At 38.2% G+C, this 13,981-nt stretch carries 10 protein-coding genes; 3 read left to right on the top strand and 7 right to left on the bottom strand.

Going from position 1 to position 13,981, the window contains the following annotated elements; all coding sequences use genetic code 11:
* The first annotated feature begins 37 nt into the window (after nt 1-37).
* On the top strand, nt 38-688 hold the full coding sequence (locus BTA34_RS07775) for a helix-turn-helix transcriptional regulator (RefSeq protein ID WP_151435161.1): 651 nt from the start codon (nt 38-40) through the stop codon (nt 686-688).
* 84 nt (nt 689-772) lie between these two features.
* On the opposite strand, the gene glgP is transcribed toward BTA34_RS07775, so the two are convergent.
* From glgP to BTA34_RS07745, 6 genes are all read right to left on the bottom strand, one after another.
* A complete protein-coding gene (gene glgP, locus BTA34_RS07770; protein WP_151435160.1) occupies nt 773-3,223 on the bottom strand; it encodes a glycogen/starch/alpha-glucan family phosphorylase in 2,451 nt (816 codons plus the stop codon).
* 45 nt (nt 3,224-3,268) lie between these two features.
* Complete coding sequence (gene glgA / locus BTA34_RS07765; protein ID WP_151435159.1) at nt 3,269-4,702, bottom strand: glycogen synthase GlgA; 1,434 nt, start codon at nt 4,700-4,702, stop codon at nt 3,269-3,271.
* A complete protein-coding gene (glgC, locus tag BTA34_RS07760) occupies nt 4,699-6,042 on the bottom strand; it encodes a glucose-1-phosphate adenylyltransferase (protein WP_151435158.1) in 1,344 nt (447 codons plus the stop codon). The genes glgA and glgC overlap by 4 nt, the downstream gene beginning before the upstream one ends.
* Nucleotides 6,043-6,063: 21 nt before the next feature.
* Nucleotides 6,064-8,133, bottom strand: coding sequence for a glycogen debranching protein GlgX (gene glgX, locus BTA34_RS07755; RefSeq protein ID WP_151435157.1), 2,070 nt, complete (start codon nt 8,131-8,133; stop codon nt 6,064-6,066).
* 1 nt (nt 8,134) lies between these two features.
* The gene (gene glgB / locus BTA34_RS07750) at nt 8,135-10,318 is read right to left on the bottom strand and encodes a 1,4-alpha-glucan branching protein GlgB (protein ID WP_151435156.1); all 2,184 of its coding nucleotides are present in this window, start codon (nt 10,316-10,318) and stop codon (nt 8,135-8,137) included.
* Between the two features lie 366 nt (nt 10,319-10,684).
* On the bottom strand, nt 10,685-11,566 hold the full coding sequence (locus BTA34_RS07745) for a LysR substrate-binding domain-containing protein (RefSeq protein WP_151435155.1): 882 nt from the start codon (nt 11,564-11,566) through the stop codon (nt 10,685-10,687).
* Nucleotides 11,567-11,709: 143 nt separating this feature from the next.
* On the opposite strand from BTA34_RS07745, the gene BTA34_RS07740 reads away from it, so the two are divergent.
* Nucleotides 11,710-12,435: a sulfite exporter TauE/SafE family protein gene (locus tag BTA34_RS07740; protein ID WP_322618353.1), complete on the top strand. Its 726-nt coding sequence runs from the start codon at nt 11,710-11,712 to the stop codon at nt 12,433-12,435.
* Between the two features lie 23 nt (nt 12,436-12,458).
* Here BTA34_RS07740 and BTA34_RS07735 read toward each other — a convergent pair whose 3' ends face one another.
* Nucleotides 12,459-13,076, bottom strand: a complete 618-nt coding sequence (locus BTA34_RS07735) for a TetR/AcrR family transcriptional regulator (protein WP_151435153.1) — start codon at nt 13,074-13,076, stop codon at nt 12,459-12,461.
* An 85-nt stretch (nt 13,077-13,161) separates the two neighbouring features.
* On the opposite strand from BTA34_RS07735, the gene BTA34_RS07730 reads away from it, so the two are divergent.
* Entirely contained in the window at nt 13,162-13,920 is a 759-nt protein-coding gene (locus BTA34_RS07730; protein WP_151435152.1) for a DJ-1/PfpI family protein, read from the top strand.
* Nucleotides 13,921-13,981: the final 61 nt, after the last annotated feature.

The following is a 13,981-nucleotide window of genomic DNA, read 5'->3' as shown; positions in this document are numbered from 1 at the left end:
GATAAAACTTGGATAAATAGATACTGAGACGCTTAATATGTCAAGAAAAAACTTGGAATATAATTATCCTGCACAACGAACTGTTGGCGATAAAATTCTATTTTTAATTAAAAAACATGGACCTATGCAAGCAAGTGAAATTGGACAACGTCTTGGTACAAGTGGTGAAGCAGCAAGACAACAATTTGTAAAACTGGCTAATGCAGGATTTGTTGAGGCGATAACTGAGCCAAAAGGTGTTGGAAGACCTATTCAATATTGGCATTTAACCGAATTAGGGCAGAAACAATTTCCAGATACTCATGCTGAATTAACTGCGCAAATTTTACTGACTATACGTGAAGAATTGGGTGAAAGTGCTATCGAAAAAATTGTTTTAGCACGAAAAAAACAAAGCTATGAGCGCTACACACAAGCAATAAAAGATGCGGATGAACTCACAGAACGTTTAGATATTTTAGCCACACTACGTAGCCAAGAAGGCTATATGGCACACTGGAGGCAAGTAAAAGATAACGAATATCTTTTTATTGAAGATCATTGTCCAATTTGTGCAGCAGCAAAAGTGTGCCAAGGTTTTTGTAATACGGAAAAAGAGCTATTTTCTGAAACACTTGGGGTAGAACTACAACGTGTTGAATATATCTTAGAAGGTGCCAGACGTTGCGCTTATCGTATTAAAATCTAATGTGACTCAGCCCTGAACAATAAAAGCAAAAACCGCGCGATTAAGCGCGGTTACTGTTCTGTCCTTAGAAATTTAGCTTCGTTTTTACAATGTAATCGCAGAAGCTTTCCAAATTCGTTGCATATATTCTGTTACCGCACGATCCGCAGAAAAATAACCCATCTGGCAGATATTTAATGCCGATTTTTTCAACCAAGCATCTTCATCTTGATAGAGAACATCAACACTATCTTGAGTATCAACATAACTACGGTAATCGGCTAATACCTGATAATGATCGCCAAACTCAATTAAGCTATCGAAAATAGATTTGTACTTATCAGGATCAGTTGGATTAAAGAAACCATTAGCAATTTGATTAAGCGCAGTATGTAACTCAACATCTTCATCGTAATAACGACGAGGGGAATAACGCTGTCTTAATTCCGCCACTTCTTGTGCATTGTGACCAAAGATAAACATATTATCGAAACCGACATGTTCACCAATTTCAATATTAGCACCATCAAGTGTACCGATGGTTAATGCACCATTTAGAGCAAACTTCATATTTCCTGTGCCAGAAGCTTCTGTTCCTGCTAATGATATTTGCTCAGATAAATCTGCCGCAGGGATAATATGTTGCGCTAAACTTACGCCGTAATTAGGAATAAAAATCACTTTTAGTTTATCTTTAATACGCTCGTCACTATTAATCTTACAGGCAATGTCATTGATAAGATTGATAATTTTCTTCGCATTATAATAGGCTGATGCTGCCTTACCGCCAAAAATAAAGACGCGAGGTACCCAGTTTTTGTTTGGATTTTCTAAAATACGATTATAACGAGTGATAATGCCTAACACATTGAGAAGTTGACGTTTATATTCGTGAATACGTTTGATTTGCACATCAAACAGTGCATTAGGGTTAATATCAATATTTAAATCTTCCTTAATGAGCTGAGCAAGATTTTGTTTATTGATATGTTTTGAATCTTTTAGTTGGTACAAGAAATTTTTATCTTTTACCAATGACATTAATTCACCCAATTGTTCTAAATTAGTTCGCCAATTTGTACCAATATAGCTATCAATAACTTTAGAGAGAGAAGGGTTTGCTAATGCCAACCAACGACGAGGTGTGATCCCATTGGTAATATTGCAGAATTTCTTAGGGTAGATCATCGCAAAATCAGCAAATAAAGATTGCACCATTAATTGACTATGAAGTTCAGAAACACCATTAACCTGATGACTAATAATAACTGCTAGCCATGCCATACGAACATTACGACCATTCTCTTCATCGATAATTGAAACACGACGTAATAAGTCGTTATCGTTCGGGAATTGCGCTCTAACTTGTTTCAAGAATTTATCATTGATTTGGAAAATGATTTGTAAATGGCGAGGAAGAGAACGACCTAACATATCAACAGGCCAAGTTTCTAATGCTTCACCCATTAATGTATGGTTGGTGTATGAAAATATATGAATCGTTTGTTCCCATGCCTCATCCCAGCTAAATCCATGCTTATCAATTAACTGGCGCATTAACTCAGGAATAGCAAGAACAGGGTGAGTATCATTAAGATGAATTGCAATAAAATCTTTTAGATTATCAAAGCGTTGATGCAGATGATAATGACGTTGCAAAATATCTTGAACAGAAGCACTCACTAAGAAATACTCTTGCTGCAAACGCAACATTTTACCTGACGTTGTTGAATCATCAGGGTAGAGAATACGAGAGATATTTTCAGAGCGATCTTTTGCTTCTGTTGCCTCTAAATATTCACCTTTATTAAATTTACCTAAGTTAAATGCCACATTTGATTTGGCTGACCATAAACGAATGGTATCTGTTGCTTGTGTGTTATAACCCGGAACAATAGAGTCATAAGGTTGAGCCATAACATTAAAGGTATCAACCCAATAATTTTTCTCACCTTCTTGTTGTAAACGTCCGCCAAAATCCACTTCAAATTGCAGATCATGGCGAGGAAATTCCCAAGGATTACCTTTTTCAAGCCAGTTATCCGCAACTTCATGTTGTTCGCCATTTTGAATTTGTTGGCGGAACATTCCGTATTCATAACGAATACCATAACCTGTAACGGGATAACCTAATGTGGCACAAGAATCAAGGAAGCAAGCCGCCAAACGACCTAAACCCCCATTACCTAAACCCGGATCTGGCTCTAGTTCGATTTGCTTTTCAAGATCAAGGCCTAACTCTTTTAACGCCTCTTTGACTTCGTGATAAACACCTAAAGAGAGCATGGCGTTGGTTAAAAAACGCCCCATAAGAAACTCCATCGAAATGTAATAAACTTGTTTTACTTTCGGTGAAAGCTCCGCTTTGGTTGATTTTAACCAACGCTCGACTAAGCGGTCTCTAATAGCGTAAGAAGTTGCATTTAACCAATCTGTTGGTGTTGCATATTTTGGCGACGTACCCACGATAAACATAAGTTTATAAACAATGGAACGCTTTAATGATTCAATATCCTTATCGGGTGATAGATAATCAAATTCACATAAATTTTTCATTATAAATCTCTTTTTGTTATCCATGAGTTCAAATAGACTTCATGTCTATAAATTTTGATACAGTGTCGCATACGTTTTTGCAGCGGTTTCCCAACTAAAAATAGTTTGATTCATGCCATCAGTTTGAACTTGTTGCCACTGTTTAGGCATACTCCATAAGGTAAAGGCTCGATTTATCGCTTGGCGCAGAGAGTCTGGAGTCGCTTCATAGAACACAAACCCCGTAGCTTGATGATGCGCTAAATTTTCTAATGAACAATCATTAACCGTATCGGCTAATCCACCGGTGTGCCTTACTAAAGGTAACGCGCCATATTTCAAACCATATAACTGAGTTAACCCACAAGGTTCAAAACGACTCGGTACCATAATCACATCAGCACCAGCGACAACTTGGTGTGAAAAACTTTCATCATAGCCAATATTCACAGCCACATTTTGCGGATACTGTTGTTGTGTATGTAAAAATGCCGCTTCAAGGTGACTATCGCCAGTACCTAATAAAACAAACTGACCACCTTGTTCAACGATATCTGGGAGCGTTTCAATAACTAAATCCAACCCTTTTTGCGAAGTTAAACGACTTACCGCTGCAAAAAGAGGGGCGTTATTATTGACAGGTAAACCACATTTTTTCTGTAATGCCGCTTTGTTTTCTAAACGCTTATTCAGGTTTTTAACATCATAACGACGTGTAATTAAGCTATCTGTTGCTGGCGCCCAAACTGCCTCATCAATACCATTTAAGATGCCACTTAATCGCTGTTCATCAGCGCGTTGGCGTAATAATCCCTCTAAACCGTAACCAAACTCGTGAGTGGTTATCTCTTTGGCATAAGTGGGGCTGACTGTCGTAATGTGGTTGGCATAAAAGAGACCCGCTTTTAAGAATGAAATTTGTCCGTAATATTCCAGCCCATTAATTGAAAAACTGTAATCAGGTAATTCAAGTTGATGCAGATGGTAGGGTGAAAATTCACCTTTATAAGCCAGATTATGAACAGTAAAAACAGATTTCGCGCTGTAATGTTTAACCGCGAGATAAGCACAAGCCAGCCCTGCGTGCCAATCATGAGCGTGAACAACATCAGCCCGCCATAAAGGATCTAATCCCGCTGATAGCTCGCTTGCCACCCAGCCTAATAGGGCAAAACGAAAAACATTATCACCATAAGGATGTTGATGTTGATCGTGATAAGGGCTACCTGTACGTTGATAAAGGTGAGGTGCATCAATAAGATAAATATCAACACCTTGGTATTGTCCGTAAAGCAGCGAAACATGACCTGCAAACGTATCGATATTAGTCACTAATTTGAGATCGGGAATATTATCTTTGATAGCAGGAAACGCGGGAATAACAACCCGCGCATCTAAACCTATTTTTTTCTGAGCTAAAGGCAAAGATCCCATAACATCAGCTAATCCCCCTGTTTTTAGCAGGGGGAATAATTCAGAACAACAGTGAAGAACATTCACGAAAATGCCTCCTCATTTTGAGGCTTTTGTTCCGCCGTTGTTTCAGTTGGATTTTCTTTACGTGCTAATTGCTCAAGCATTTCTCTTGTTACAAGCACGATACCTTCTTCAGTGCGGTGGAAACGTGCTGCATCTTCTTCTGCATTCATCCCAATAACAGTACCTTCAGGAATAGTACAGCTACGTTCAATAATACAGCGTTTTAAGTAGCAATGATGGCTCACCGTTACATCAGGTAAAATCACAGAGTCTTCAATATGGCAGAAAGATTCAACGCGAACTAATGGGAATAGGATAGATGAATAGAGCGTTGAACCATTGATAATACAACCATCAGCAATCAATGAGTTCATCATTTGTCCATGTTCACCATGATTATCTTGAACAAATTTGGCTGGCGGCAAAGGTGTCATAAAGGTGCGGATTGGCCAATCTTTCGCATACATATCAAGTTCTGGTGTTACAGAGGCTAAATCGAGGTTAGCAGACCAATATGCTTCAATGGTTCCTACATCGCGCCAGTAAGGTGGTACTGAAGGATCGGAACTGACACAAGAGAGTTCAAATGGGTGAGCAAGAACATCACCGCGTTCGGTGATTTTAGGAATGATATCTTGGCCAAAATCATGATGTGAATTTGGATCACGGCTATCTTCTTCTAATAAATCAAAAAGATAATCTCTATCAACCACATAAATACCCATACTTGCTAATGCGTGCTCAGGATCATCAGGAATACAAGGCGGGTTTGATGGTTTTTCTAAGAAATTGAGCACTTTACGATTTTCATCGATATCCATAATACCAAATTGGAATGCATCTTCTTTAGGAACACGAATACAAGCCACGGTAAATTTTGATTTGTTTTCAACGTGATCAAGCAATAAACGTGCATAATTCATTTTATAAATATGGTCACCAGCTAAAATCACCACATATTTTGCTTTGTAGCTACGAAGTATATCGAGGTTTTGATAGATAGCATCTGCTGTGCCCATATACCAATGTTCGGTATTACGGCGTTGCTGAGCCGGTAATAAATCAACGAATTCATTCATATCTTCGTTGAAGAATGACCAACCTCGCTGAATATGTTGAACTAAAGAGTGCGACTGATATTGGGTGATTACACCAATACGACGGATCCCTGAGTTAAGACAGTTTGATAGCGTAAAGTCGATAATTCGAAATTTCCCACCAAAGAAAACCGCCGGTTTTGCACGTTTTGAAGTCAATGCTTTTAAGCGTGTACCACGACCTCCCGCTAAAACGAGTGCAATTGCCTCTTTAGGAAGTTGTTGTGCCAACATTAATTTTTGGCCTTGTTCTGTTGTCATCATAGTTATAGCACTCCAATCAAATTACTTAACTTGGGAGGAAATAATGGGTAATTTTTCAGTAGAAGACTGAGTATAAAAAACGCTATTTCGCCAAAGGGTGATACTGTTAGGTTGTACTTCACAATGCTGAGATTGTGTTGGGTGACAGTCCGGCCAGATAGCTGTATCAAGCAAGCAAGACCAAGCCCCTTCAGGTAAAGAAAAAACAGTGCTGTTTCTTAATGGGTTAAACATTAAGATCCATTGTTGCGCTAAAAGAAGTTGTAATGGTGAAGGGGGAAGTTGTTGCCATTCTTCATTACTCATAGGTTGAGCATTTTGATTTAACCAAATGATATTTTGGCTATCTTCTTCCCACCATTTAAGCGAACTTAAAGGTGTAATTTGGTGACGTAATTCAATAAGGTGGCGAATGTAATCAGTTAAGTTGTAAGGCTGTTGAAACCATTTGATCCAACTGACTTTATTATCCTGACAATAAGCGTTGTTATTACCATATTGCGTATTACCCACTTCATCACCGGCGAGTAAATGAGGTGTTCCTCTAGAAAGCAGTAAAGTTGCTAGCATGTTCCTTGTTGCAAGCAATCTGTATTGAGTTATTTTTTCGTTAACTATCAAACCTTCTTCACCAAAATTCACACTGTAATTGGTGTTATGTCCATCTAGGTTTGATTCTCCATTCTCCTCGTTATGTTTATTTTGATAACTCACTAAATCCCGTAGTGTAAAGCCGTCATGGCTAGTTATCATATTGACGCTAGAATAGGGAGGTCTGCCGTTTTTGCGATACAGCTTTGCAGAGCCAGTAATATGGTCTGCAAATGTTGCAATAGCCACATCACGCCATAGCCAAAAACGACGAATAACATCGCGATAACCATCATTCCATTCTGTAAATGGAACAGGGAAATTGCCAACTTGATAACCATCAGAGCCTAAGTCCCACGGCTCTGCGATAAGTTTGATACGGGAAAGCAGCGGATCTTGGCGTATCGCTGTCAGTAGTGGTGATTGAGTATCAAAATAAGGAACTCGACCAAGACTTGTCGCTAAATCAAAACGAAAACCATCAATATGAAATTCTGTCACCCAATAACGCAGGCAATCCATAACCCACTGTACTGTTTCAGGGCGACTTAAATTGAGCGTATTACCACAACCCGTCCAATTTTGAGCTTTATTTTCGTCGTTTAGCCAATAATAGCTTTGGTTATCAATACCGCGTTGCGAAACAATATAACCATCGAATTGATCACTTAATTCTGCGGTATGGTTAAAGACCACATCTAAAATCACTTCAATATTGGCTTTATGTAGGCATCTTACAGCTTCTCGAAATTCATCAATAATATTCCGACCTGAATTAGAATAATATTGAGTCGATAAAGCAAAAGGCGCTAATACGTTATAACCCCAATAGTTTTTTAAACCGATTTTATGAAGATGTGGCTCTGTTAAATGATATTGGACAGGTAATAACTCTAATGCCGTAATACCTAATTTTTTCAGATGTGAAATAAAAGCAGGATGCCCTAATGCGGCATAAGTACCCTGCAATTTTTCGGGTATTTCAGGATGTAATTTTGTCAGCCCTTTTACGTGCCCTTCGTAAATAATGGTTTCTGACCACGGCGTATTTAAACGCTGATAAGTGCCTTTTTCTTTATAAGAATGGCAAAAACAACCGCTATCATCTGTAATAACGGCTTTAGGTGTAATCGCACTATCATCATGCTCTAATGCATTAAAAACAGGGGAGGTATAAGGTAATGTATTATCAATAATACCTGTCACCTGTTTTGCATAAGGATCTAATAATAGTTGCTGAGGTTGATAGAACAATCCTTGCTCTGGGTTCCATTCACCTTCTACACGATAACCATAATGTAAGCCAGGCCCTGCACCGGGCAAATACCCATGCCAAATTGCGCCTGTTTTACCCGGTAACGGGTAGCGGATCTCTTTACCTGCTTTATCAAACAGGCAAAGAATGACTTTAGTGGCATTTTCACTAAAGAGTGTAAAGTTTACTCCATAGCCATCATAATGACTGCCCATAGGAAAAGGGCGACCATAATCTAAAGACATATTAATCCTTCAATCTTAAATACAGCGTCGCAAGCGGAGGCAATGACAACGACAAAGAATAAGGCTTGCCATTAAATGTACTTGCGGTTGTTGTTATTTCACCTAAATTTCCTACATTACTGCCGTTATAAAATTCAGAATCGCTGTTGAGAATTTCCTGATAAGCACCGGCTTTATTTACACCGACAACGTAATTGTGATGAACAACAGGCGTGAAATTACTGATAATAATAATTTCATTGCCTTGCGCATCTTTACGGCAAAAAGCAAAGACAGAGTTATCGTGATCATCAACGGTAAGCCATTCAAAGCCTTCGCGTTCAAAATCACATTCATAAAGCGGAGCATTAGCTTGATAGGAAAGATTCAAATCACGTACAAAGTGTTGAACGCCTTGATGCGGGCTATTTGGCTCTTCAAGAAGATGCCAATCTAAGCTACTGTCGTGATTCCATTCACGCCATTGTGCAAACTCACATCCCATAAATAGCAGTTTTTTGCCGGGATAAGCCCACATAAAGCCGAGATATGCACGTAAATTGGCAAATTTTTGCCAATCATCGCCCACCATGCGACCAATCAACGAACCTTTACCATGCACAAATTCATCGTGAGAAAGGGGCAGGACAAAGTTTTCGTTATAGGCATAGAGCATGCCAAAAGTCATTTGATTGTGGTGAAATTTACGGTAGATAGGATCACGTTGCATATAAGCTAACGTGTCATGCATCCAACCCATATTCCATTTGTAATTAAAACCTAAGCCACCATCATCAGGCGGTAAGGTAACACCCGGAAAATCAGTAGATTCTTCTGCAATCGTGATAGTACCAGGGCAAGTTATTCCCAGTAATTTGTTAGTATGGCGAATAAAATCAATGGCTTCTAAATTCTCACGTCCACCGTGTTTATTGGGAACCCATTCGCCTTCTTTTCTGCTGTAATCACGATAAAGCATTGAGGCAACTGCATCGAAACGAAAACCATCTAGCGCAAAATGCTCATGCCAATACAATAAATTACCGGAAAGGTAATTCAGCACTTCATTACGCCCATAGTTATAAATCAAAGTATTCCAATCGGGATGAAAACCTTCACGTCTATCCGCATATTCATAGAGTGATGTGCCATCAAAATTACGTAAACCGTAATCATCTTCAGGGAAATGACCGGGAACCCAATCTAAAATAACGTTAATTTCTGCTTGATGTGCCGCTTCAATAAAGTCACGAAAATCCATCGGGGAACCAAATCGACGAGTGGGTGAATATAACCCTAACGGTTGATATCCCCATGAGCCATCAAAAGGATGTTCATTAATAGGGAGCAACTCAATATGAGTAAAACCCATTTCTTTAACATATGGAATTAACTGTTCAGCTAGTTCGCGATAGCTTAACCAGCTTTGATCGTCAGTATGTCTACGCCATGAACCTAAATGAACTTCATAAATAGATATAGGTGCATTAAGTTGATTCGCTTGCTGACGCGATAATGGCATGGGTTTAATTGGTGGTAATGTATTGATAACTGAAGCAGTTTCAGGGCGTATTTGTGTTTCAAAAGCATAAGGATCGGCTTTTAATCGACGTTCACCATTCGCATCAAGAATAGAATATTTATAACAATCACCTAAAGAAGCTTGTGGAAGGAATAGCTCCCATATTCCACTTTCACGGCGTAATCGCATTGGAAAACGTCGTTCATCCCAGAATGAGAAATCACCTACAACGCTTACACTTTTTGCATTGGGCGCCCATACAGCAAAAGTAATACCATCGATATCACCCAGTTTTGCAGGGTGTGCACCTAAACATTGGTAAGGGCGAGAATGATGCCCTTGTGCTAAAAACCAAATATCCATTTCTTGCAATAAAATGCCGAATTGATAGGGATCATCAACGATACCTTGCGCATTTTCCCACGTTACATCTAAACAGTAACTAAAACGACGTTTACGTCGGGGGATAGCGCCACAGAAAAAACCACTAGGATGTTTACGCTCTAGTGTTGCTACTTTTCGGCCATTTTTTCTATCAATGACACTGACTGCAATTGCATCTGGTAAAAAAGCACGAACCTCTAAACCTGCCGATGTTTCATGCATACCAAGAAGTGCAAAAGGATCAGACTCATACCCATTGATTAGCTTTTCTATTGCTTTTTTTGTCACAGCTACAGACATCTTATCGTCCTTAGTTGCCAGCAAAATAAATTAATAAATTTTATATATAAATGTCAGCATAGAACGTTAATTTAAGTTAAACAATAAGTGTTTATAACAGAATATTTAAAATCAAAATAATTTATATAAGTTAATATACTTACTTTTTGATTTTAATATATTGAATTTAAATAAATTTATTGGCGAAGGTAGAGAAAGATCGCGAATTATAAAAACAACACAATTAGCGTTTTTACCTATTCATAAAAAGAAGGTTACCATTAGATATTTTTAATAAAATAGCTAGAAATTCGTCTTAAAAAGTGTAGTTAATAGAAAAATAATTGCTATTTTTATGAAAAGAAAACACTTATTTCATTAGAGGAATTAACTTTTTTGTTGGGTGAGCCATTGTTCAAAATCAAGATGTGTTTTAGTTTTTTGAACACCCAATGGCGTTAAAGCGTAGTAGCTTATCGGCGCAATTTGAATATTCGGAAATAACACTTTTAAAGTACCGCTATTTATTTCATTCGATAAAATCGAAACAGGGCCAATACCGAGACCTAATCCTTCAATAATGGCTTGAAGAGAAATATGAAAGTGATCAAAGCGATAGTGACGTGAAAATGAACACTGAGTATTAAGATGAGTCGCCATTAACCATTGCTGCCAATGCCCTGGGCGAGTAAGCGTATCAATAACAGGGCAGTCAAAAACATCTTCAAAGCTAGTGACACTGTAACGTTTTAAGAATTTTTCAGAAGCAATTAAACAATGTTTATCCTCTAAAAAAACAACAGATGAATACTCTTGTTGCTGAAGTTGAGGGCGAATTATCAGATCATCATGACTAATCAAGTGAAATCGCTCGCTATTTGCAGAAGCAATTTGGATATTTGCATTAGGATATTGAAGATAAAAATCCTCCATTCGCGGAATAAGCCATTTTAAACAAAGTGTTGTAGGCACACTAATATTTAAAATATCGTTTTTTCCACCATTGCCATAACGAAAACCAATATCATTTAATTTATCAAAAACCTCACTTAACTCTTGCGCTAACGTCAATGCATAAGGCGTAGGGACGCGGCGTAGACCTTGTTTATTAAATAAGGTGACACCAAACCATTTTTCTATAACTTGGATATGACGACTGATAGCACCATGAGTGACACATAATGTCTGTGCGGCTTCGGTATAACTTTGGCTATGGCAAGCGACTAAGAAAGCACGCAATGAAGGTAATGGTGGAAGGTTTCTCATCATAATTGTCTCATCAAAGTTTATTTATCATAAATAAAGCGGCTTTCTGATTAAAACTCACAATACCGTGACATTTTATCACAGGTAAAAATAAAGAAGGCGGGTATGATACAGCGTCTTTAACTTATTGAACTTAAAGGATGATAATGAGTTTTATCGCAGTTATTTTATTGGCAGTATTGTCTGGTGTAATTAGTGGCGTTGTAGGAACTGGCTCTTCTATTTTACTAATTCCCGCGTTGACCTATGTGTTCGGTGCTAAGGAAGCCGTACCTATTATGGCATTAGCTTCAGTGATGGGAAATTTATCGCGTATTTATTTATGGCGTCACAGCATTCGCTTTAAACCACTATTTTATTATCTCTTACCCGGTATTCCAGCCGTTATTCTTGGTGCGAATACATTATGGATAATGTCTGAAAAATGGCTAAATATTGGTATGGGAATGTTTTTTATCTTGATGATCCCCGTGATCCACTTAATACGCAAACATCAAATCAAAATGAAAACGTCCCAAGTTATTATTGCCGGTGCTGTTATCGGCTATTTAACGGGAGTTGTGTTTTCCACTGGGCCATTAACTATCCCCATATTTTCTGCATATGGTCTGACATTAGGGCCATTACTTGCGACTGAAGCGGCTGCCTCATTTGTTATTTATCTCACCAAAGCCCTAACATTTAGCCAACTGGGTGCAGTTAATAGCTTTATCTTTATTAGTGGGGTGTTAGTCGGTTGTGGTTTAACCGTAGGAAATTACCTTGGTAAAAAACTGGTATTAAAACTGACACCAAAACTTTTTCAATGGCTATTAGATGCTATGCTGATTTTTGCGGGTGGCTCACTGCTATTTAATGGCATTTATTCTTAATAAAATGGCTGTATTAACAGCCTTTACTTTAAATCTGATACATAAGGCATGAGTAAAGCCTGCGAAATACCAGCAAATGGCAGTAATTCATTGACTGTGGCACCGGCTCTTGCCCTTAATGAGATTGAATGTAAAAGAGCAACCACACCCAACGCAATAGCGTGAATATCCGTTCCTTCTTTTAATTCTCCCGCTTCTAACGCTTCTTGCAAGGCATCTTCAACTTGCTGAGTTTGTGCGTTAATAACCTGATTTAGCATTGTTTTTATTGCCGGATCTTCAACTTCACTCACTGCGGTTGAAAGTACCATACAGCCAGCTAAACCTTCGCTATCAGTATAAAAATGGATAGCTGAAATCAAATAGCGCTTTATTCTTTCTGTCACGCAGTCTTGAAGTGATTGTTTCTCAAGCTCATGGCGATAACGTGTAGAAGCAATATGATTAAAGCGTTCAATTGCTTTCTCATACAAGGCCGCTTTATTACCAAATGCGGCATAAAGGCTAGGCTTATTCATTTGTGTTTCAATGACTAAGTCATCCATTGATGTTGCTGTAAATCCTTTGCGCCAAAATAATGCCATTATTTTTTCAAGTGCAGCATCACTATCGTAACGGCGAGGGCGACCTTTCTTTTTCATTTTGTACCATTTAGTAATAAATGTATTTACTCAGTATAAAACAAATGTCATTATTTTACTAACTAGTACAAAATAGGAAAATAAAATGATCCGTAATGAAATGCTGTATGGAAAGAATATGCCTTCAATTATTAAGCTTGTTGAAGAAGGGCGTAAACAACAATCTAAACCGCTCAAAGTCGGTATTTTTGTTTGCCCCGGTTTTATGCCGATGGATATTAATGGCGCTCAATCGGTATTTACTATTGCAAGTGCAGAAATCTATTTTATATGGAAAAAGAAAGAGTTAGTTGAAGGCTATATTGGCTGGCCAACAATGCCAACCATGACTTTTGATGAGTGCCCAGAAGATCTTGATGTATTAGTAGTTGGAATGGTGCCACCAGAGATTGTTGAAGATAAAGAGACATTGGCATTCTTCGCAAAAATGGGTAATAAAGCGCGTTTTATTATTGGTACATGTTATGGTTCTTTGGTTTTGGGTGCTGCTGGATTATTAAAAGGTAAAAGAGCGACCAGTAATTCAAATGTCGTTCCGATGTTACCTGATATGGGAGCCATAGCAGTAGAAGGAAGCGATGTTGTTATCGATGGTAATATTTATACTTCAGGACCTGCAACTGGTTCATTCGATGCTTCATTATTAGTATTGGAACAATTACTAGGCACACCTTTTGCTCAATTAGTTGAATTAGCGATTGAATATGATCCTCGTCCGCCTTTCGGTACGGGTTCACCCACTTTAGCAGGCGCTGAAATGACCGCTATTTCACAAAGCTTAACCGCTAATTTAAATGATCAATTTCATCAAGCCGCACTTAATGGACTTAAAAAACACCGCTAATTTAAGTTAATTAACGCTAGAATAAGGAAATTAATATTGACGTTTATCTAAACTGTTTTAT

This window comes from Proteus sp. CD3 (assembly GCF_008808075.1).
GTDB classification, from domain to species: Bacteria; Pseudomonadota; Gammaproteobacteria; order Enterobacterales; family Enterobacteriaceae; genus Proteus; species Proteus appendicitidis.
This window is presented reverse-complemented; position numbering and strand designations above follow the sequence as displayed.